Consider the following 21,473-nt stretch of genomic DNA (forward strand, 5'->3'; position numbering starts at 1 on the left):
ATTGGGGCAAGGGGTCTTATGAAACGTCAATTCCTGCCGTTTAATTGGTTTCGAGAGAGCCGGTCTTCCGCGGACCTCTTCTTGATACACGGCAAGCGGCGCTCATGACCGCGACCCGCGTTTCGACCAATCAGACAAACAAGGGGAATTGCAACATCATGCTGAAGAAACTGACCACAGCCCTTCTCGCCGGCGCCATCGGCGTGCCCGCCGCCGGCGCCTTTGCTGCCGACGATTATGCCGGCCACACGCTCGTCGTCGGCGTCTGGGGCGGCGATATCGAACGCCTGTTGCGCGAAAACGTTGCCGGTCCGATCGAAGAGGAAACCGGCGCGTCCGTCGAATTCGTTCTCGGCGGCACGGGCGACCGCATGGCCCGCATCTATGCGGAAAAGGACAATCCGACCATGGATGTCGCCTTCCTCAACATGTACGAGGCTCCGCAGGCGCTTTCCGATGGCATCGTTCTGCCGCCCGATCCGGAAACCGACATGTACAAGGCCATCTGGGATGGCATGAACAATGGCTGCTACGCCATGTCTCTGGTCGGTCTCGGCATCGCCTACAACAAGAACATCGTTTCCGAAGCGCCGGAATGGGAAGACATGTGGGACCCGGAATATAGCGGCATGATCGCCGTTGCCCAGTATCCGGGTTCGGAAGGCGACGGCCTGATCGGCGTTGCCGCACGCCTTGCCGGCGCTGACGAGCATGATCCCGATGCCGCCTTCGAAAAGCTGCAGGGCCTGAAGCCGATCGCCATGACCTACACCAATCTCGACGAGATCTTCGCCATGATGGATGCCGGCGAAGTGGCCATGGCGCCGATGATCTCCGGTTACGTTCTGTCGGCGCTGAAGGAACATCCCGATATCGGCTTCTCCTTCCCGACCGATCCCGGCCCGGTTTTGGTGCGCGACATGCTCTGCCTGGTGAAGGACAGCCCCGAGCCGGAACTTGCCAAGATGTTTGCCGAAAAGGCCCTCGGCGTCGCAAACCAGACCGATTACGCCGAGCAGATCTTCTTCGGCCCGACCAACTCCATGGTCGAGCTATCGGAAGAAGCCTCCGCCGACGTGATCGACACGCCGGAAGAGGTCGAAAGCCTGGTACAGCTGGACTGGCCCTACGTCATCGAGCAGCGCAGCGACTGGACCCAGCGCTGGAACAAGGAACTGCTCGAACAGTAAGTCCACGACCCTTGCCGCCGCGCCGCAACCGGCGCGGCGGCTTTCACCATTCTGGTGATGCTGCAATCGGGTAGAAGTGATCTCATGAACAAACGCGCGCTGATGCTGCTGATGCCGGCACTCATCCTGTCGGGCATCGTCTTTCTGCTTCCCTTTCTGTGGCTGTTTGTCACCAGTTTCAGGGTGCAGGGGGAAGGCTCGCTTTTGATGGCGGAAGGCTTTTCGGCGGCCAATTACGCCAGGCTGGTATCCGACACCTATTTTGCCGAGGTCTTCTTCCGCACCATCTGGATGAGCGCAGCGGCAACCGTGATTGCCCTTGTCATCGCGCTGCCGATGGCGCGCCAGATCGCCGTCAGCGCCGGCCGGGCCAAGGGCCTGCTGCTGGCTCTTATTCTGGTGCCGCTCGTTTCCGGCGCGCTGCTTCCCACGCTCGGCATGCTGCATCTTCTGGGGCCGCTCGGGGTGATCAACTCCATCCTGAAGGACCTCGGGCTGATTACCCGCAGCGTCAAGTTTCTCGGCACGGTGCCGGGGGTCGTTATCGGCCTTGTGCAGGCCTTCCTGCCGCTGATGCTGCTGCCGCTGGTCAACGCGCTTTCGCGTCTGCCGAAGGACGTGGAAGCGGCGGCCGAAACACTGGGCGCACCGACATTCATCGTCTGGCGGCGGGTCATCCTGCCGCTGATCGCGCCGGGCATCATTGCCGGCTCGGTGCTGGTGTTCTGCGCCTCGCTGACCTCCTTCGTCACGCCGCAGATCCTCGGCCAGGGCAAGATCGCGACCTTCGGCACCATGGCCTATCAGCAGGCCTCGCTGGTGCTGGACTGGCCGTTTGCCTCGGCCATCGCCGTGGTCATGCTGGCGATCCTGGCGCTCGGTCTTGCCATCGGCTCGTTTGCCTCGAAACTGCTCGCACGGAGGCCCGCATGAAAACCTATGGGTTCGCCGTTTCCGCCCGCTTTGTCTGGACCGTGCTCGCCTTCATCTTCCTGCTGGCGCCGATCGCGGTTCTGATCTTCGCCTCTTTCGACGATGCGAGCTTCTTCCGCTTTCCGCCAAAGGCCTATTCTTTGCGCTGGTATGACGCCGCCCTTGAAAGCCGGGAATATAAAAGCGCACTGTCGGTCTCGCTTCTGGTTGCGCTGCTTGCGGGCTTCATCGCCGTTCTCTTCGGCGCCATGGCGGCCTTCGCGCTGGTACGCTACAGGCCGGCCGGCGGCCGGACCGTCGAGGCGATCCTGATGACGCCGCTGGTGCTGCCGCTGATCGTCTGGGCGATTGCGCTGCTGCAGATCTATTCGCGCCTCGGCATGTCCGGCACGCTGCCGGCGCTGGTGCTTGCCCATGCGGTGATCACCATGCCCTTTTCCGTGCGCATCATGGTCTCGACCTTTGCCGATCTCGATCCGCTGCTGGAACAGGCTGCCGCCACGCTCGGCGCCTCTCCCGGCCGTGTGGTCCGGCGCATCACGCTTCCGCTTGCCATGCCGGGGCTCGTGTCATCCGCCGCCTTCTCGGTGCTGATTTCCTTCAATGACGTGATCGTCTCCTCGCTGATTGCGGGCGCGCGCTGGATCACCTTTCCGGTCAGGCTTTATGCGCAGCTTCGAAGCCAGGGCATTGATCCGATCACGCTCGCCATCGGTTCGGCGATTGTCGCCTTCATCCTTGTCGCCGCGCTGATCGGCGAATTCATGTTCAAATGGTCACGCCGTCTTTGAGAAAGATTGAATAATGTCCGAAGAATACCGCTATCTCAAAACCATGCCGCATTTCGTGCGCGACGGCGTGCCGCTGCTCACCGGCTTTACGCGCGACCGCATCGCTCCTTACGTGGTGCTTGCCGTCAAGGATCCGCTGGTCGTCGGTGACGGCGCGGAGGAGGATTCCCTTGCCGCAGCCCTCGACAATGCCGAAATCTCCGCAAAGACCGGCCTCTTCACCACGGTGACCGGCACCTATGAGGGCGCGCCGGTCTCGATCGTCTCCGGCGGCTCCGGCTCGCCCGAGGCGGAACTGGCGCTGATGGACCTTTTCAACTTCACCGATTGCACCACCGTCATCCGCATTGGCGGCTGCGGCGCGTGGAGCCCGAAGGTCGGCGTCGGCGATATCGTCATCTCCTCCGGCGCGGTGCGCGACGAGGGCATGACCAAGGCGCATGTTCGCGCCGAATATCCGGCCGTTGCCGACTGGCAGGTGGTCGGCGCGATGAAGGCGGCGGCCGATCAGGTCGGCCATCCCTATCACATCGGCATCACCCGTTCCGGCGACAGCGAATATTGCGGCTGGGGCAAGCCGGGTCCGGGCGGCTATCTTCAGGAAGACCACAAGCAGGTCATCGATTACTGGAGCCGCGCCGGCGTGCTCAACACGGACCGGGAAAGCGCCGCGATCCTGACGCTTTGCAGCCTTTACAGCCGTCGCGGCGGGGCCGTCTGCTCGGTCGGCGACAATGTGGTGACCGGCGAATTGCACAAATCCGGCTCAGGCCAGACGGCGGCGATCACGGTCGGCCTTTCCGCGCTTGCAAGCCTTTTCCGGGAGGATGCCAATGGCTGACAAGCACGCGCCCGACCATCTGGTGATCCAGAAGGTGATGAAGCATTACGGCGGCGGCGGCGAGCCGGCGCTGAAAAGCGTGTCCCTTAATGTGCGCAAGGGCGAGTTCCTGGCGCTGCTCGGCCCTTCAGGTTGCGGCAAGACCACGCTTTTGAAGATCATCGCCGGCCTTGAGAAGGCAACCGAAGGCCAGATGGCGCTGGCGGGCGAGGGGCTGGATGCCATCCCGACCTACCGGCGCGATATCGGCATCGTCTTCCAGTCCTATGCGCTGTTTCCGCATATGACGGTCGATGCCAATATCCGCTTTGGCCTCGACATGCGCGGCATCAAGGGGAAAGAGGCTGACCGGCGGGTGGCGGAAGCGCTCGACCTGGTCAAGCTCGAAGGGCTTTCCGCGCGCATGCCCAACGCGCTTTCCGGCGGCCAGCAGCAGCGCGTGGCGCTTGCCCGTGCGCTCGTCATCCGCCCCAAGCTTCTGCTTCTCGATGAGCCGCTCTCCAATCTCGATGCAGTGCTCAGAAAAAGCGTGCGCGTCGATATCCGCGAACTGCACGAGCGCATCGGTCTGACGACGGTGATGGTGACCCATGACCAGGAGGAGGCAATGAGCATGGCCGATCGCGTGGCGGTGATGGCCAATGGCTATGTGTTGCAGCATGATACGCCGGAGACGATCTACGAGCATCCGGCCTCCGCCTTCGTGGCGACCTTCGTCGGCAGCCCGCCGGCGATCCTGCTGCCGGTGGAAAAGACGGACGACGGCTACGGCATCGGCGGCACGGCTTTTACCCCCACCACGACGCTCGCTGCGGCCATCGACCGGCAGAACGGAAAGCCGGTTCTGCTGGGCCTCCGCTCCGACCGGCTGTCCTTCTCCGATGAACCCGGTTCGCTGACAATCACCGGCGAGGTGCATTCCTGCGAATATATCGGCGGCTCCTGGCTGGTGCATGTGGCGCTCGGCGAGCACCGCATTGCCGTGCCGACGCGCGAACGCCCGCCGCAATTCGGCGAAGTCGCCCATATCCGCATCGACGAGGCCGAGCCGCTGCTGTTCGATCCCGAAACCGGCGCCAAGGTCGCGCTCTCATGAGCGGCGCGATCTATTGCCTCGGGCCGCTGGTGCTTGACCGGATATTGACCGTTGATGACCTGCCCGGCCACGACGAGAAGGCCTTCATCAAGGAAAAGGAAGAGCGCGCCGGCGGTCCGCCGCTCAACTGCGCCTGGGCGCTGAGCCGGCTTGGTGAGGATGCCCGGCTGGTCTCCACAATCGGCGATGACGGCGAGGGCGCGATCCTGATGCAGTGGTTGGCCGAGCGCGACATGAGCACCGAAGCCGTCGACGTGAAGGCCGACAGCATCACCGCGTCCGCCACCATCATCGTCGACCGCACCGGGGAAAAGGCGATCCTGATCGATCCCGTTCCCGTCGAGACGCTGGCGGTGATTGGCGACAGCGTTTCGCTTCAGGCAGACGATACGGTCGTCTCCAATTTCTTCCATCCCGAAGCCGTGGCGCGCATGTTCGATCGCGCAGCGAAAACCGGCATCGACCGGATGATCGATCTGGAACTGCCGGAGATCGAGCGATGGGGCTGGCAGGCGATGGAAAACATCCTGCCCTTCGCTTCGCTGGTGGTCACCAACCGGCAGGTACTCGAGGCATGGATGGCGCGCATCGGCAACGAACGGCCGATTGCCGAAGCCGCCGAGGGACTGGTGCGTTTTCTCTCGGGTGCCGGCAGCCGTAGCGCCGTCGTCACGCTCGGCTCCGAGGGGCTGGTCGCAATTGACGGCGATGCGGTGTTCCGCCTTGATGCCTTCAAGGTCACGCCGCGCAACACCACGGGAGCGGGCGATGTATTTCTGGCAGGCCTTGCCGCAGCCATGCGGCGCGGCCGGAAATTCAAAAAGGCGCTCGCCTTCGGCACGGCCGCCGCCGCGCATTTCCTGCAAACGGGGCGGTGCGACGGCGCCGCCGCCGAAGCGCTGATGAAAGACAAGATGAAGGAAAGACTGTAGACAATGGCCACCAGATCGAAAGCAATCGAGGCCGTTCTTGCGGCCGCCTGCGTCGCCGACGCGCTGGGCGCTGCCACCGAATGCATGCACCCGGACGAGATTTTCCGTATTTTCGGCGGACCGGTGAAGACCTTTCGCACGCCGCCGGAAAAAGCGCCCTTCGCCAAGGGCCTCGCGCCGGGCCGGCTGACCGATGACGCGACGCAGATGCTGGCGATGGCGAAGCGGATTATCGGGCTTGATCGCCCGCCGGTCTCCGCCGACGCGATTGCCGGCTTCATCGACTGGTCGCACGACGAGGAAATGTTCCAGCGCTTTGCCGGACCGACGACGCGGATTGCCGTGGAGGCGATGCGCGCCGGCGCGCCCGCGGAAGCCGTTGCCACGCCCGAGACCTATTCCTGCATGTTTGGCACCTCGAACGGCGGGGCGATGCGCGCGCCGACGGCCGGCTGTGCCGCGGCCGGTAATCTCCCCGAGGCTGTCAGGCTCGCCTGCCTGATGTCGGCCCCGACGCACAACACCCAGATCGCCTATGCCGGCGCTTCCGCCGTTGCCGGCGCAATTGCTGCCGGCCTGTCCGCTGAACGGTCGATGACCGTTTCGGAGGCGGCTCTTGAAGGCGCGCGGCTGGGCGAGGCCGAAGCATATCGCAGCGGCCGTATCGTCGGCGGTGCGGGTGTTGCGCGCCGCATCGAGATCGCCGTCGAAATCGGCATCCGCTACAAGGCGGATATCGCGGCGGCGCGGGCCGAACTGATCGAGGTGATCGGCAATGGCGTTGCCATGTCGGAAGCCGTGCCGCATGCTTTCGGCCTTGTTGCCGCCGCAGACGGCGACCCGTGGGCGGCGATCGTCGCTGCCGTCAATGGCGGCAATGACAGCGACACGATCGCGATGATCGCGGGCGCGGTTGCCGCCGCCTGGAATGGTGCGGCGGGCATTCCGGCTCAACTGATCGAGGAGGTCTCGCGCGTGAATGGGCTGGATCTTGGGGGCGTTGCCGAGGGGCTTGCCACGTTCAACGAACAGGTTATTGCGGGAGAGCGCGCATGAAGCGCTACTGGATGGAAATGACATCGCCGGACCATGCGGCGCTGCCGGAGAACACCGTCGCGGTTCTGCCCGTCGGGGCGACCGAGCAGCATGGGCCGCATCTGCCGGTCGGAACCGACTGCCTGATCAACAACGGCATCGTGGCCGAGGCGCTGAAGGTCCTTGGAGACGATGTTCCTGCCGTCATCCTGCCGCTACAGCCGGTCGGCGCCTCGCAGGAACATCTCGATTATGCCGGATCGCTCGCCCATCCCGCGCCCGATCTTATGCAATCCTGGACGCGGGTGCTCGACTGCGCGGTACGCTCCACCGGTCTGAAGCGCATTCTGATCTTTAACAGCCATGGCGGCCAGGCGGGGCTGCTTGCCACTGTGGCGCTCGACCAGCGCGTGCGTCACAACATTCTCGGCGCCTATGCCACCTGGTTCGATGCGGGATATCCCGAAGGGCTTTTCACCGATGAGGAGATCCGCACCGGCTTTCACGGCGGCGATATCGAAACCTCGCTGATGCTGGCGCTGCACCCGGACCTGGTCGTCATGGAAAACCTCGGCGATTTTCCGTCGTCGGTTGACGAAATAGAGGCAGCTACCTCTCAGCTTTCCGCCAATCCCGGCGGCGGTCGCCTAGGTGGCCTCGGCTGGAAGGCGCAGGACCTCAATGCAGACGGGGTGACCGGCGATGCGCGCCGTGCAACGGCGAAAAAGGGTAGGGCGTTGCTGGAGCACACGGCGGCGAGCCTCGCGAGGCTGATTGCCGATCTGGCGAACGCGCCGATGCCGTCGGACAACTGGCCGCCGGAGAAGTATCGGGCTTGAGGTGAGGGCCTCGAGGGCATCGAACGCATGCTTGCGGAACCCGATCTCCCCCTCAAGGGGGGAGATTGATGTTGTTGGCTATCCTCACCCCGCCAAGAGGCTGGCATTGCCGCCGGAGGCGGTGGTGTCGACGCAGAGATGGCGCTCATGCACCACGTGGGCCTTGTCCGGCATCGCGGTGATCAGCGGCAGGACGGGGCCTGAACGTTTGGCGAGCGCCGCGGCAAAGGCCCGTGCAACGTCTTCATCTCCCCACCACAGAGCGCCGGAAAAGCCTTCGGGCGTGGTCAGCGTTTCCGGTTCGACATGGCCATCGACAGCAACGGCGCGGCCGCCCAGCGCCTCGACGGCGGCCTTCTGGGCTGCGGCGATCTCCTTGCCGGGACCGAGGCAGAGAAGCGGCGGGCGGGTGTAGAAGGCGAGCCGGTTGAGTTCGCCGGTGACGCCGGGCATCAGTTCCTCGTCCAGTTTGACTTCGGCAAGCGCCGACAGCATGGCCGCGACCGATTTCATGTCGGCATTGGCCGCCCAGTCTTCGCCGCCCGTCTGACCGGAAGCAGGCGCGAGGAATCGCGGCAGGTAATGCGGGCCGCCGGCCTTCGGCCCCGTGCCCGAGAGCCCTTCGCCGCCAAACGGCTGCGAGCCCACGACCGCGCCGATCTGGTTGCGGTTCACATAGATATTGCCGACGTGAATGCTTTCCGAGACCGCCTGCACCCGGTCGTCGATGCGGGTGTGGAGGCCGAAGGTCAGGCCGTAGCCGCGCGCATTCACCTTTTCGACGACCTTCTCGAGATCGCGCGCCTTGTAGGTCGCGACATGCAGCACCGGGCCGAAGATCTCGCGCTCCAGATCCTCGATGCCCTTGACCCTGAGCATGGTTGGCGGAATGAACGTGCCGGTTTCGGGCGCCTTCACCTGATGGATGATACTGCCGGATTTTTCCTTGAGATAGGCTGCGATGCCATCGCGCGCCTCGGCGTCGATCACGGGACCGACATCGGTTGAAAACAGCCAGGGGTCGCCAATGGCAAGCTGGTCCATCGCGCCCTTGATCATCTCGATCAGATGCTCGGCCGTGTCTTCCTGAATGTAGAGGCAGCGCAGCGCCGAGCAGCGCTGGCCGGCAGACTGGAAGGCAGAGGCGACGATATCGCGCACGGCCTGTTCGGGAAGGGCCGTGCTGTCGACGATCATGGCGTTGAGCCCGCCGGTTTCGGCGATCAGGGGTGTGCCGGGCTTCAGGTTCTCCGCAATCGATTTCTCGATCAGCTTGGCCGTGTCGATCGAGCCGGTGAAGACGGCGCCGGCAACGCGGCTGTCGGCCGTCAGCGCTGCGCCCACCGTTGGGCCGTCGCCCGTCAGAAGCTGGAGGGCCGATTTCGGCACGCCCGCCTCGTGCAGGAGTTCGACCGCCTTGTGGGCGATCATCTGCGTCTGTTCGGCCGGTTTGCAGAGCACGCCATTGCCGGCCATCAGGGCGGCGGAAATCTGGCCGGTGAAGATCGCCAGCGGGAAATTCCACGGGCTGATGGCGGCGATGATGCCGCGCGGCGCCCGCACCGTGTTCTCGCCCTCGCGGGCATAATAGCGCAGGAAGTCGACCGCCTCGCGCACCTCGCCGATGGCATCGGCAATGGTCTTGCCGGCTTCGCGCGCCAGAAGTGCGAACAGCACGCCGTAATTTGCCTCATAGAGATCGGCGGCCCTGCGCAGCACGGCGGCGCGCTCGGATGCCGGCGCATCCCAGGCGGCGGCGTCATCGAAGGCGCGCGCAACGGTTCCCTCGTCGGCCTCCAGCACCGTGCCGATTGTCTCGCCAGTTGCCGGGTTGGTGACGGTTCTGGATGTGCCGGTCGGCTCGGAAACCGTCAGCGGCTTGCCGTCGGGAAGCGGGACGTCGCGCGCTTTCTCGATTGCGGCCAGCACGTCGTCTGCCGTCGTGTCCCAGCCTTTCGCCGCCACCCGGCCCTCGCCGAAGATATCGGCGGGCTTCTTCAGCGCCGCCGGCGGCTTCGCGGTCTCGACGGCCTCGAACGGATCGCTGGCAACGGTCTCTGGTGAAATATTGGTGTCGACGATCTGGTGCACGAAAGAGGAATTCGCGCCGTTTTCCAGCAGGCGGCGCACCAGATAGGCGAGCAGATCGCGATGGGCGCCGACCGGGGCGTAGATGCGGCAGTGACCGCCTGTCTCCTTCTTCACGATGTCATGCAGCCGCTCGCCCATGCCGTGAAGCCGCTGCAGCTCGAAGGGCCGGCCATCGGCGAGTTCCAGCACGGCGGCGATCGTGTGGGCATTGTGCGAGGCAAACTGCGGGAAAATGCGGTCGCCGAGTGAAAAAAGCTTCCTGACCAGGCAGAGATAGGCAACATCGGTCGCCGCCTTGGTGGCATAGAGCGGAAAGTCCGGCATGCCGTTGACCTGGGCAAGCTTCATCTCCGTATCCCAGTAGGCGCCCTTGACCAGCCGCACATTGATCTTGCGGTCATAGCGCGTCGCCATGTCATAGAGCGCATCAAGGGCGGCATCGGCGCGCTTGCCGTAAGCCTGGACGACGACGCCGAAGCCCTCCCATCCGTCCATTGCGGCATCCGCCATCACCGCTTCGATCACCTTGAAGGACAGCGCGAGGCGGGCCTGTTCCTCCGCGTCGATATGCAGCGCGATGCCGGCGTGTTTGGCCTGAAAGGCAAGGCGCTTGACGACCGGCACCAGCTCGTCCATCACGCGCTCTTCCTTGGCGACCTCGTAGCGCGGGTGGAGGGCGGAGAGCTTGATCGAGATGCCGGGATTATCGACGATCCTGTGGTGAACGGCCGCCTTGCCGATCGCCGTGATGGCGTCGGCGTAGTGCCGGTCATAGCGCGCGGCGTCATCGGCCGTCATCGCCGCCTCGCCGAGCATGTCGAAGGAATAGGTGAAGCCCTGCTGCATCCGGCTGCCGCCGCGCTTCAGCGCCTCTTCGATGGTTTCGCCCAGAACGAACTGCCGGCCCATTTCCTTCATCGCGCGCAGGACGGCGGTGCGGATCACGGGTTCACCCATGCGCCGCACAAGGCCGTGCAGCGTGTTGGCGATGCCGGGGTCGTTGCGGTCATCAAGCACCTTGCCGGTCAGCATCAGCGCCCAGGTGGACGCGTTGACGAGCGAGGAGGCGGCCGTGCCGAGGTGATTGTTCCACTCCGACGGCGCGATCTTGTCCTCGATCAGGGCGTCGATCGTAAACTTGTCGGGCACGCGCAGCATGGCTTCCGCCAGGCACATCAGCGCCACGCCTTCGCGCGTCGAAAGCCCGTATTCGGCCAGGAAATGCTCCATCAGCGTCGGCTTGCTCTCCGAACGGATGCGCCGAACCAGATCGGCGGCCCGCTTGCTGATCGCCTTGCGTTCGTCCGGCGTGATGTCCGCGCGTTCGCCCAGGGCTTTGAGAAGCGGGGTATCGGGGGCAAATTTCTGCTCAAAACCGAGCGCTGGGAAGGGATTGTCGGCCAAGTTCTGCTCCTCGTTTTTTACCAGACTAACGTCAATTGCGTGGACGATGCGACCAGTTTTCGATATTTATTTAGCCATTCGTAACAAAAAACAATGAAAACCAAGGTCAGCCGATGGAAATCGATCCCATCAACCGGAAAATCCTCGAGGAACTGGTCGTCGACGCGCGCATCTCCATGACAGATCTGGCGCGCAAGGTCGGCCTGTCGAAGACCCCCGTAGCGCTCAGGGTCCGCCAGATGGAAGATATGGGTCTGATCAGGGGGTACCGCGCCATGCTATCGCCGATCAAGCTCGGTCTGACCCATGTCACCTATGTCACGGTGAAGGTCAGCGACACCCGGCAGAAGGCGCTGCAGCAGTTCAACGAGGCGGTGCGGCAGATCCCGGAAATCGAGGAATGTTACCTGATCGCCGGAGGCTTCGATTACCAGATCAAGGTACGCTCGCGCGACATGGAGCATTTCCGCCGGATCATGGCGGAAGAGATTTCCGAACTGCCCTATGTCAGTTGGACGACGAGCTATGTGGCGATGGAAGCGGTTGTCGACCAGAGCTGGGTGGCGGTCTGACCCTTCTTCCTGCGGCCCGTCAGAGCGATGTCAGCACGCTGGTGACGGCCCAGACCACAAGACCCACCGGGGCGAGCGCCAGCAGCGCGAAAAGGCCGTCGCGGGTCAGCAGCGAAAAGGCGATCAGCGTCACCGCCACGCCGATCAGCGACGACGAGAACGGCACGAACTCCATCAGCGGCATCACCGCGCCGAACAGCGTGCAGGCAAGCGGCTGCAGCAGCAACAGCGGCGGCTTGAACAGAAAGGTCAACCGCTTGCGGCTGACGCGGTCGACGAAGCGGGTGAACGGCAGGATTTTCTCGAGTCCGGCATGGAGCCTCGGGGTCTTGACGGTGCGGCGGCGGATCCATCCGGGAAGCCAGATCTGCTTGTGGCCGACAAGTCTTTGCGCGGCGATCATCATGATGATCAGGCCGCAGACGGTGGAAAGCCCCGGCACGCCGCTCAAGGGCGTGATCAGGATCAGCGCCGGCAGGATGAGGAGCGGAATGAAGGAGGCGTGGCCGAAGGAGCGCATCAGCTGTTCGACGGAGACGGTGCCGCCTCCGGTCTCTTCGACGGTGCGCTCGACAATTTCCGTCAGGGAATGGAATTCATGATCGGCCGTATCGGCTTGTTCCAAGAAAGACTCCTGCCGTAATCGAAGATGGATTTCGGTTCAAACGCCGGGGGAGGCCATCCGGTTCCCGCTCCGCGCGTCCGCGTGGACGCCATTGATTTATCATGCCGGCTGTGCCCTGTTGATGAAAACAACCATGTTGAGAGGATCCTATGTCGGAAGAACGTCTTGAAAGGCTCGAAGCGCAGATTGCCGCGCATCAGGAAGTGTTGATCGCGCTTGCCGCCGCCCTTCCCGAAGGCGAGAACCGGGCGGTGTTCCGCGCCGCGCTCGACGGGCTTCTGACCGTCAAGGGGCAGGAGGAGGATCCCGGCTTTGATCCCGATTCTTCCTTTGCCTTCCAGTACCGCGTGGCCGATACGATCCGCGCTATCGTCGAGGGCGCCGAGGCGCGCTCGAAGCGCTGAGCGAGAAAGCGGGGATGCGCCTGATTTTCGGGAACCTTTCGCCGGTTTGCGGCGTTGGAAAAAAGGTTAAAACGGAGGATCAGGCCAATGCCGAAAGCGACGCGAGATCAGCGCCCGTCCGTCAAGGAAGAGGAAACCTATCAGGCCCTGCGCGATGACGGAGCCTCGAAGGAAAAGGCCGCGCGCATTGCCAACGCCCAGGCCAACAGCAGCATGAAGCCGTCGAAAAAGGGCGGAGAGGCAGACCCTTACGAGGAATGGACGCGCGATGATCTTTACGATCAGGCGCAGAAGATCGGCATTGAGGGGCGCTCGAAGATGGACAAGGGCGAACTGATCGAGGCCCTGCGCAACCACTGACGGAAACCCCGTCAGCGCTCCGAAAACCCGCTTTCGGGCCTGGGCGTCTCTTCCTCATCCAGGAGATCGGCGACCCGCCGGAACGAGGTGACAATGGAAAACTGCTCGTTCCGGTCAAAGGCGGAGAACTCCGCGGCGAAGCCGTCGGCAAAGAGCGAGGGCGCGCCCGCAAGTGTGGTTGACCCCGTGGCCGTCAGTACGGCCTGCACCTTGCGCCGGTCGGATGAAGACCGTTTGCGCTCGATCAGTCCCTTTGCTTCGAGCTTGTCGAGAATGGTGACAGTCGTCGCCGGGCTGAGGTCGGCCTGTCTGGAAATCGCCGCCGTCGTCAGCGCGCCCTGGTCGGCAACCGCCTGCAACACGACGATCTGCGGGATCGTGAGGCCCGTCTTGCGCCCGATGCGTTTCGAACGGATGTCGATGGCGTGCGCGATGCGGCGTATCGCCTTCATCACGGCCTCGGCGTTTTTCGATGTCAGATCCTCGTCCTTCATGCGATCAGTCAATTACAACAGAAATAATTTGAACTCAAATGATTTCTGTTGTAACCAATTGGCAACCCAGAAACGCGGGTTTCTGCCCGCAACGCAATTTCGCCGCGTTGGCTGAACGCAGACGGCGACAAGACAATTGAATATGCGCCTTGTTCTGTGGAGACCTCCCTTGCTTCTCGGGCCCGGCGCCAAGGACAGGAGCAGTCGATCAGAACATGTGTGGTATTGCCGGAGAAATCAGATTTGACGGAACGCTTGCGGATGCCGAGGCTGTTGCCCGCATCACCGAGGCGCTTGCCCCGCGGGGGCCGGATGGCAGCGGCATTCTCGGCCGCGGCAATTATGCCTTCGGCCATCGCCGCCTGAAGATCATCGATCTCTCCGAAAAGGCCGCCCAGCCGATGACCGATCCCGAACTCGGTCTGACGATCGTCTTCAACGGCTGCATCTACAACTATCCGGAGCTGCGCAAGACGCTGGAGGAGAAGGGATACCGCTTCTTTTCCACCGGCGATACCGAGGTCATCCTCAAGGCCTATCACGCCTGGGGCAGGGACTGTGTGAAGCATTTCCACGGCATGTTCGCCTTTGCCGTCATCGAGCGTGACAGCGGCAGGGCCATGCTCGCGCGCGACCGTTTCGGCATCAAGCCGCTCTACTACACCACGAGCGGCAAGAACATCCGCTTCGCCTCCACGCTTCCCGCACTTCTGCGCGGCGGCGGCGTCGACAAGTCCGTCGATCCGGTTGCGTTGCACCATTACATGAGTTTCCACGCCGTTGTGCCGCCGCCGCACACGATCCTGAAGGGCGTGCGCAAGCTGCCCCCGGCGACGACGCGCTGCTGTGAGCCGGATGGCTCGTTCGAGGATGTCCGTTACTGGGCTCCGCCGCATGAGCGCGACCCGGCAACTGCCGGCCTGTCGCGCGAGGAATGGCGCGACCGGGTGCTGGAAGCGCTGCGCACCGCCGTTAAGCGCCGCATGGTTGCCGACGTTCCGGTCGGCGTGCTGCTGTCGGGCGGCGTCGATTCCTCGATCATCACCGGGCTTCTGGCCGAGGAAGGCCAGAAAGACCTGATGACCTTTTCCATCGGCTTCGAGGAGGCCAATGGCGAGAAGGGTGATGAGTTCGGTTATTCCGACCTGATCGCCGAACGCTTCGGCACGGATCACCACAAGATCTTCGTGCCCTCCTCGGAACTGATGAGCGCGCTGCCGGACACGATCAACGCCATGTCGGAACCGATGGTCTCCTACGATAATATCGGCTTCTTCCTGCTCTCGCGCGAGGTCTCCAAGCACATCAAGGTGGTGCAGTCGGGCCAGGGGGCGGATGAAATCTTCGCCGGCTATCACTGGTACCCGCCGCTTGAGAAATCCAACGATGTCGTCGGCGATTATGCCAAGGGCTTCTTCGACCGTGACCATGCCAGGCTGTCGCGTCATCTTTCGCCGGAATGGCTGGCGGAGGAAGACGTCAGCCGCGCCTTTGTCGAGAGCCACCTGATGGCGCCGGGCGCGGAGGGTCCTGTCGACCGGGCGCTCAGGCTCGACAGCCAGGTCATGCTGGTCGATGATCCGGTCAAGCGCGTCGACAATATGACCATGGCCTGGGGGCTTGAGGCGCGCGTGCCCTTCCTTGATCACGAGCTTGCCGAACTTGCGGCCACCATCCCGCCGGAATTCAAGCTGAATGACGGCGGCAAGGGCGTCCTCAAGGACGCAGCGCGGCTCGTCGTGCCGCACGAGGTGATCGACCGCAAGAAGGGCTATTTCCCGGTGCCGCAGCTCAAATACATCTCGGGCGAGTATCTCGACATGGTTCGTGATACGCTGACGAGCCAGGTCTCCAGCGAGCGCGGCCTGTTCAACAAGTCCTATCTCGATGACCTGTTCATCGATCCGATCGGCCACATCACGCCGCTGCGCGGATCGGAACTGTGGCAGGTGGCGCTTCTGGAAATGTGGTTGCAGTCTCACGAGATTTGAGGAAGAGCCGATGAGTTCGGAAAAGGGGCCGAAGGATCAACCGGAACACCGCGGCCGCGATGCCTATTCCCATCGCTTGAAGAAGATGCGGACCCAGGGCATGAAGCCGCCGATCAAAGGCGGTGATAACAGCGGCGCGATGAAACAGGACGTCTCCATCGACTGCGGCTGGGGCCGGATCGTCTTCGGCCAGACCTTTTCCGATGCCAGGCTGCTGATCGAGACCTTGCGCGCCGAGGTGCCGGACCATCGCGACATCGCCATCTATGTACGCGATCCGCATGTGGTGCTGGCCAACGCCCCGCAGGAGGTCTTCCTCGATCCTTCCCATACCTACCGGCTCGACCTTTCGACCTATCATGCCGCGTCATCAAAACCGCCACAGGGCTTTTTCATCCGCCGGCTGACCTCCGAGATCGATGCGCAGGCGATCAACCGCATCTATGCCGCGCGCGGCATGGTCGTGGTCCGTCCGGATTTCTTCTGGCGCCAGCGCGACGCCCGTTCGATCGTCTATTTCGTCGCCGAGGACGAGCATACCGGCAATATTCTGGGCACCGTGACCGGCATCGATCACGGCCGGGTGTTCAACGATCCGGAAAAGGGCGCTTCGCTCTGGTGCCTTGCAAGCGATCCGCAGGCGCGCCAGCGTGGCATCGGCGAGGCACTGGTGCGCAGGCTGGCCGAGCATTTCCTCGCCCGCGGCGCTTCCCATCTCGACCTCTCTGTGCTGCATGACAATGTGCCGGCGATCAAGCTCTATGAAAAGCTCGGCTTCAAGCGGGTGCCGTTCTTCACCGTCAAGCGCAAGAACCAGATCAATGAGAAGCTGTTCACCGGACCGGAGCAGGAAGACTACGAGGCGCTGAACCCCTACGCCCGGCTGATCGTCGCCGAGGCGCGGCGGCGCGGCATTTCGGCGGAGGTGACCGATGCCAAGGGCGGCTTCTTCCGCCTGTCCTATGGCGGCCGCTCGATCCACTGTCGCGAAAGCCTGACTGAACTGACGACTTCGGTGGCGATGTCGATCTGCGACGACAAGTCAGTGACGCGCCGCTTCGCCGAAGAGGCCGGCGTGCGCGTGCCGCGCCAGATGACCGCCGATGCCGGCGAGGAGGCGATCGCCGGTTTTCTTGAGGAAGCCGGCCCGCTCGTCGTCAAGCCGGCGCGCGGCGAGCAGGGCCGGGGCATCTCCGTCGGCGTCTCCACCATCGAGGAGGTGCGCGAGGCAATCGAGGCCGCCAGGGCCTATTGCGATACGGTTCTGATCGAGGAAATGGTCGAGGGCGAGGATCTTCGGCTGATCGTCATCAATTACCGCCTCGTGGCCGCCGCCGTGCGCCGTCCCGCCCATATCATCGGTGACGGGCGCTCGTCGATCGAGCAGTTGATCTCGGCCCAGAGCGCGCGGCGCAGCGCCGCGACAGGCGGCGAATCCTCAATCCCGCTTGATGCCGAAACCGAGCGGACGGTCCGAAGCGCCGGCTACACCTTTGCCGACGTGCCGAAGGAGGGCGAGGAAATCCGCGTCCGCCGAACCGCCAATCTGCATACCGGCGGCACGATCCATGACGTGACCGATATCGTCCATCCGAAGCTGGTGGATGCCGCGATTTCCGCAGCCCGCGCGATCAATATTCCGGTCGTGGGGATTGATTTGATGATCAAGTCGCCCCAAAACCCTGATTACGCATTTATCGAGGCCAACGAGCGCCCGGGGCTTGCCAACCATGAGCCGCAGCCGACGGCCGAACGGTTCGTCGACCTGCTGTTCCCCCTGTCCATGCCGGCCGGGGCCAGGGCCTTTACCCGCGAGGCGCAGAAAAACGAGTGAGTGATGCAACGACTGACGATTGATTCCGAGTACCTGTCCGACATGCTGAAATCGCTGCTCGCGATCCCCTCGCCGACAGGTTACACCGATCCGATCGTCCGTTTCGTCACCGGAGAACTGGAGAAGCTCGGCCTTTCGGTGGAACTGACGCGGCGCGGGGCGATCCGTGCCGTGCGCAGGGGCGTCGACAGCCGCGGCGCGCGCGCAGTCGTGTCCCATGTCGACACGCTTGGCGCGCAGGTGAAATACCTGAAGGACAATGGCCGGCTCGAACTGGTGCCGATCGGCACATGGTCGGCGCGCTTTGCCGAGGGCGCGCGGGCGACGCTTTTCACCGAGAAGGGGGCCTATCGCGGCACCATCCTGCCGCTCAAGGCCTCCGGACACACCTATAACAACGAGATCGACGAAATGCCGGTCGGCTGGGACTATGTCGAGCTGCGCGTCGATGCCTTGAGTCGTGACGAGGAAGATCTCGACAGGCTGGGCATCGAGATCGGCGATATCGTCGCCATCGATCCGCAGCCGGAATTTCTCGACAACGGCTTCATCATCTCCCGCCATCTCGACAACAAGGCGGGCGTGGCGCTGATGCTCGCCGCGCTGAAGGCGATGCAGGATGAAAATGTCGAGACGCCGGTCGCCAGCCACTGGCTGTTTACCATCGCCGAGGAAGTCGGCGTCGGCGCGTCGTCGATCGTTTCCCCCGAGGTTGCCTCGCTTGTCTCCGTCGATAACGGCACCTCGGCGCCCGGCCAGAATTCCTCGGAGTTCGGCGTCACCATCGCCATGGCCGACCAGACCGGGCCTTTCGACTGGCATCTGACGAAGAAGCTGGTCGATGTCTGCAAGTTCAACGATATCCGCTATCAGAAGGACGTCTTCCGCTACTATCGCTCGGATTCGGCAAGCGCGGTTGAAGCCGGCGCGGATGTGCGCACGGCGCTCGTCGCCTTCGGCGTCGATGCCTCGCATGGCTATGAGCGCATCCACATGCATGCGCTGCGGTCGATCGCGGAACTGATCACCGCCTATCTGACCTCCGATGTCGAGATCAAGCGCGACTTCCAGCAGACCGGTCCGATGACAGGCTTCACCCGTCAGCCGACAGGCAAGGCCCGCCAGGAACTCTCCGCCGATGTCAAGACGGAGAAGATCGACGATCCGGACCATCCCCACCACGCCGGACACGCCTAGGCATTGCTGCAGTGCACGCGCTTGCCAAGCGGCGCAATCTTGCTATGAATACTGATCGCCCTGGATCGTTTCAGGTGAGCCTCGAGGGGACCGAATGCAACGCGTAACCACTTTTATTCCGGCAGGCGCGGAGAGTGGCCCGGTCTCCGGGCATGTCGAACTGACACATGACGCGCGCCATCTTCGGCGCAAGGCGCTGAAACTCGCCGATGGCGGCGCGGTGATGCTCGACCTGAAGGAAGCCGTCCTGTTTGCAAGCGGCGACCGGCTGGTGCTGGAAGACGGCGCGCTGATCGAGATCGTCGCCGCGCCGGAAGAGCTCTATGAGATTCGCGCCCGTGACGGCCTCCACATCATCGAACTCGCCTGGCATCTCGGCAACCGCCACCTGCCGGCGCAGATCGAGACCGATCGCATTCTGATCCTGCGCGATCATGTCATTCGCCAGATGCTTAATGGCCTTGGCGCCACGGTGAGCGAGATCGTCGCGCCGTTCCAGCCGGTGCGCGGCGCCTATCACGGCGATCACCACCACGATCACGGTCACGGAGATCACGACCATCACGGCCATCACCACCACCACGATTGACGCTTCCGCCGTTTCGGGAGCGTCGCTGCTCCGGTTGATGTCCTGGCTGTCGCCGGCCTTTCCGCTCGGCGGTTTTGCCTATTCAGGCGGGCTGGAGCGGGCCGCCCATGACGGCCTGTTGACGGATGCCGAGGGCCTGAAGGCCTGGCTATCCTCAGGGCTTGCGCAGGGTTTCCTCTGGAACGACGCCGTCCTTCTGTGCGAAAGCCACCGCGCCAAGGGTGACAGCGCCCGCATCGGCGAGGCGGCAGCGCTTGCCGCAGCCCTCGCCGGCGCGCGCGAACGCCATGCCGAAACGCTGGCGCTCGGATCGGCCTTCCTCACCGCCGCCGCCGCCTGGCCCGCGCCCGTGCTCGCCAATCTGCCGGGCGAGACCGCGCTGCCGGTTGCCTTCGGCGCCGTGGCAGCAGCGCACGGCATCGGCCTGGAAGCAGCGTGCCAGGGCTATCTTCATGCCCAGATTACCCAGTCGATCTCGGCTGCCATCAGGCTGTCGCTTTGCGGCCAGGTCTCAGGGCTTGAAGTGCTGGCTGGCCTGGAGGAAACAATTCTTGAAACCGCGGCGCGCGCTGCCGCTGCCGGCCTAGACGATCTCGGCGGCTGCACGTTCCGGGCGGATGTCTCGGCGCTTCGCCATGAAACCCAGCATTCGCGACTCTTTCGCAGCTAACTTATGGATTTGACGAGGTTCGACATGAAGTCTGAAAACGGGCCCCTGCGCGTGGGCATCGGCGGTCCGGTCGGCTCCGGCAAGACGGCGCTGACGGAAAAGCTCTGCAAGGCGATGGGCCGCGATTATTCCGTCGCCGTTGTGACCAACGACATCTATACGCGCGAGGATGCCGAGGCGCTGGTGCGCATGCAGGCGCTTTCGTCGGACCGCATCGTCGGCGTGGAAACCGGCGGCTGCCCGCATACGGCCATCCGCGAGGATGCGACGATCAACCTGCAGGCGATTGCCAAACTGAACGCCCGCATCCCCGACCTCGACATCATCTTCATCGAGTCGGGCGGCGACAATCTGGCGGCGACCTTCTCGCCGGACCTTGCCGACATCACCATCTATGTGATCTCGGTCGCCCAGGGCGAGGAAATCCCGCGCAAGGGCGGGCCTGGCATCACCCGCTCCGACATTCTGATCATCAACAAGAAGGATCTCGCCCCCTACGTCGAGGTCAATCTCGAGGTGATGGCCACTGACGCCGAACGCATGCGCTCCGGCGCGCCGACCGTCTTTACCGATCTCAAGCGGGGCGACGGGGTGGACGCGATCGTTGCCTTTCTGAAGGAAAACGGCGGGCTGTAAGGGGCTCTGAAACGAAAGAAACCGGCGGGCATCGGCCCGCCGGCTGCCAGGTCGGCCGCATGACCGGTGCGCAGATCAAAGAGCCCGCAGCGCGTCCATATCCTCAATTTCGATGATGCGGCCGTGTACGTGGACGCCGAGACCTTTCAGCGTCGCGAAGGCGCGGGAAAGCGCTTCTGGGGCAAGCCCCAGCTTTCCGGCAAGAAGGCTCTTCTGGAAGGCGAGGCGGAAGGATGCGGGCGATTCCTGGCCTTCGGCCTGTTCCAGAAGGTAAAGGGCAACGCGCTGGACGGCGGTATTGAGCCGGTCATTGGCGATGCAGTCCATGGTTTCCTGAAGCTGGCCCGCAAGCGAGCCGGCGATGGCGCGCGCCAGCATGCCGTCATCGGCAAGGCTCGCATTGCGCACGCGGTTGATGTCGTAGCGCGCCAGCATCGCCTTGTCGGCGGCCTGGGCGTGATATTCGTAGGTGTCGCCGCCGAAGATCAGCTCGTCGGCAAAGCTGTCGCCCGGGCCGCAGACGCGGATATCGGCCTCGCGGCCTTCGCTGTTCTGCCGGAAGAGGCGCACATAGCCGGAAAGCACGCTGTAGAAATGAGTTGCCGGATCGCCCTGACGGAATACCACGTCGCGCGGGTAGCAATTGGCGAAGGTCGCGCATTCCATCAGCTTGTTCATGGTCGCCATATCCATGCTTGCCGTCAGCTTGGTTTCGACAAAAAGCGTTTTTTTGCGCTCGTTCAGCAAGAGGGTCCTGTTCACTGTCCGTCTCCTGTCCCGGCCCCGCGGCGACCGGGCTTTTTGCCTGTCCAGATCTGCAACACGACCGGTGCACGCCGCAATGTCGCCGGTTGCCCGCGCCAGAACCCGTTTCCTTTTCCCAGACAAAACCGGTTCTTCGCGTCAAGTCTCTGACTGTCGCAGGCAATACAGACCATCCGCATCGCCT

At 63.5% G+C, this 21,473-nt stretch carries 21 protein-coding genes; 17 read left to right on the forward strand and 4 right to left on the reverse strand.

Translation table 11 applies throughout. The features are described 5' to 3' along the window. Positions 1–158 precede the first annotated feature (158 nt). From AZF01_RS04465 to AZF01_RS04500, 8 genes are all read left to right on the forward strand, one after another. On the forward strand, positions 159–1,190 hold the full coding sequence (locus tag AZF01_RS04465; protein WP_161633004.1) for an extracellular solute-binding protein: 1,032 nt from the start codon (positions 159–161) through the stop codon (positions 1,188–1,190). Between the two features lie 84 nt (positions 1,191–1,274). Beyond that, a complete protein-coding gene (locus AZF01_RS04470) occupies positions 1,275–2,123 on the forward strand; it encodes an ABC transporter permease (protein WP_024706637.1) in 849 nt (282 codons plus the stop codon). Beyond that, positions 2,120–2,914 carry an ABC transporter permease gene (locus tag AZF01_RS04475; protein WP_024706638.1) on the forward strand — a complete coding sequence of 265 codons (795 nt, stop codon included), beginning with the start codon at positions 2,120–2,122 and terminating at the stop codon, positions 2,912–2,914. Before AZF01_RS04470 ends, AZF01_RS04475 begins: the two co-directional genes overlap by 4 nt. 13 nt (positions 2,915–2,927) lie before the next feature. After that, positions 2,928–3,755: a nucleoside phosphorylase gene (locus AZF01_RS04480; RefSeq protein ID WP_024706639.1), complete on the forward strand. Its 828-nt coding sequence runs from the start codon at positions 2,928–2,930 to the stop codon at positions 3,753–3,755. Further along, positions 3,748–4,851: an ABC transporter ATP-binding protein gene (locus tag AZF01_RS04485; protein WP_061449620.1), complete on the forward strand. Its 1,104-nt coding sequence runs from the start codon at positions 3,748–3,750 to the stop codon at positions 4,849–4,851. Before AZF01_RS04480 ends, AZF01_RS04485 begins: the two co-directional genes overlap by 8 nt. Continuing rightward, a complete protein-coding gene (locus tag AZF01_RS04490) occupies positions 4,848–5,783 on the forward strand; it encodes a carbohydrate kinase family protein (protein WP_024706397.1) in 936 nt (311 codons plus the stop codon). Before AZF01_RS04485 ends, AZF01_RS04490 begins: the two co-directional genes overlap by 4 nt. Positions 5,784–5,786: 3 nt before the next feature. Then, positions 5,787–6,839 carry an ADP-ribosylglycohydrolase family protein gene (locus AZF01_RS04495; RefSeq protein ID WP_024706398.1) on the forward strand — a complete coding sequence of 351 codons (1,053 nt, stop codon included), beginning with the start codon at positions 5,787–5,789 and terminating at the stop codon, positions 6,837–6,839. Beyond that, the gene (locus AZF01_RS04500) at positions 6,836–7,657 is read left to right on the forward strand and encodes a creatininase family protein (protein WP_024706399.1); all 822 of its coding nucleotides are present in this window, start codon (positions 6,836–6,838) and stop codon (positions 7,655–7,657) included. The genes AZF01_RS04495 and AZF01_RS04500 overlap by 4 nt, the downstream gene beginning before the upstream one ends. Positions 7,658–7,741: 84 nt before the next feature. Here AZF01_RS04500 and putA read toward each other — a convergent pair whose 3' ends face one another. Beyond that, a complete protein-coding gene (putA, locus tag AZF01_RS04505) occupies positions 7,742–11,152 on the reverse strand; it encodes a bifunctional proline dehydrogenase/L-glutamate gamma-semialdehyde dehydrogenase PutA (protein ID WP_024706400.1) in 3,411 nt (1,136 codons plus the stop codon). Positions 11,153–11,265: 113 nt separating this feature from the next. Between putA and AZF01_RS04510 the strand changes: the two genes are divergently transcribed. Further along, positions 11,266–11,724 (forward strand): Lrp/AsnC family transcriptional regulator, encoded by a 459-nt coding sequence (locus AZF01_RS04510; protein WP_024706401.1) that lies wholly within the window; start codon positions 11,266–11,268, stop codon positions 11,722–11,724. Between the two features lie 19 nt (positions 11,725–11,743). On the opposite strand, the gene AZF01_RS04515 is transcribed toward AZF01_RS04510, so the two are convergent. Beyond that, the gene (locus AZF01_RS04515) at positions 11,744–12,349 is read right to left on the reverse strand and encodes an exopolysaccharide biosynthesis protein (protein ID WP_024706402.1); all 606 of its coding nucleotides are present in this window, start codon (positions 12,347–12,349) and stop codon (positions 11,744–11,746) included. 149 nt (positions 12,350–12,498) lie between these two features. Here AZF01_RS04515 and AZF01_RS04520 point away from each other — a divergent pair, with 149 nt between their 5' ends. Continuing rightward, positions 12,499–12,753: a hypothetical protein gene (locus AZF01_RS04520; protein WP_024706403.1), complete on the forward strand. Its 255-nt coding sequence runs from the start codon at positions 12,499–12,501 to the stop codon at positions 12,751–12,753. Positions 12,754–12,840: 87 nt separating this feature from the next. Beyond that, positions 12,841–13,113 (forward strand): Rho termination factor N-terminal domain-containing protein, encoded by a 273-nt coding sequence (locus AZF01_RS04525; RefSeq protein ID WP_024706404.1) that lies wholly within the window; start codon positions 12,841–12,843, stop codon positions 13,111–13,113. Between the two features lie 11 nt (positions 13,114–13,124). Here AZF01_RS04525 and AZF01_RS04530 read toward each other — a convergent pair whose 3' ends face one another. Next, the gene (locus AZF01_RS04530) at positions 13,125–13,607 is read right to left on the reverse strand and encodes a MarR family winged helix-turn-helix transcriptional regulator (RefSeq protein ID WP_024706405.1); all 483 of its coding nucleotides are present in this window, start codon (positions 13,605–13,607) and stop codon (positions 13,125–13,127) included. A gap of 215 nt (positions 13,608–13,822) precedes the next feature. On the opposite strand from AZF01_RS04530, the gene AZF01_RS04535 reads away from it, so the two are divergent. From AZF01_RS04535 to ureG, 6 genes are all read left to right on the forward strand, one after another. After that, complete coding sequence (locus AZF01_RS04535; RefSeq protein ID WP_024706406.1) at positions 13,823–15,598, forward strand: N-acetylglutaminylglutamine amidotransferase; 1,776 nt, start codon at positions 13,823–13,825, stop codon at positions 15,596–15,598. Positions 15,599–15,608: 10 nt separating this feature from the next. Continuing rightward, positions 15,609–17,432: an N-acetylglutaminylglutamine synthetase gene (ngg, locus tag AZF01_RS04540; protein ID WP_061449621.1), complete on the forward strand. Its 1,824-nt coding sequence runs from the start codon at positions 15,609–15,611 to the stop codon at positions 17,430–17,432. Between the two features lie 3 nt (positions 17,433–17,435). Further along, a complete protein-coding gene (locus tag AZF01_RS04545) occupies positions 17,436–18,629 on the forward strand; it encodes an osmoprotectant NAGGN system M42 family peptidase (protein WP_024709217.1) in 1,194 nt (397 codons plus the stop codon). A 94-nt stretch (positions 18,630–18,723) separates the two neighbouring features. Further along, the gene (gene ureE / locus AZF01_RS04550) at positions 18,724–19,218 is read left to right on the forward strand and encodes an urease accessory protein UreE (RefSeq protein ID WP_024709218.1); all 495 of its coding nucleotides are present in this window, start codon (positions 18,724–18,726) and stop codon (positions 19,216–19,218) included. A 37-nt stretch (positions 19,219–19,255) separates the two neighbouring features. Then, complete coding sequence (locus AZF01_RS04555) at positions 19,256–19,888, forward strand: urease accessory protein UreF (RefSeq protein WP_024709219.1); 633 nt, start codon at positions 19,256–19,258, stop codon at positions 19,886–19,888. 24 nt (positions 19,889–19,912) lie between these two features. Continuing rightward, entirely contained in the window at positions 19,913–20,524 is a 612-nt protein-coding gene (gene ureG, locus AZF01_RS04560; RefSeq protein ID WP_024709220.1) for an urease accessory protein UreG, read from the forward strand. Between the two features lie 75 nt (positions 20,525–20,599). On the opposite strand, the gene AZF01_RS04565 is transcribed toward ureG, so the two are convergent. Then, positions 20,600–21,286, reverse strand: coding sequence for a Crp/Fnr family transcriptional regulator (locus tag AZF01_RS04565; RefSeq protein ID WP_024709221.1), 687 nt, complete (start codon positions 21,284–21,286; stop codon positions 20,600–20,602). Positions 21,287–21,473 lie beyond the last annotated feature (187 nt).

The sequence above is a fragment of the Martelella sp. AD-3 genome (assembly GCF_001578105.1).
In the GTDB taxonomy this organism is placed as follows: Bacteria; Pseudomonadota; Alphaproteobacteria; order Rhizobiales; family Rhizobiaceae; genus Martelella.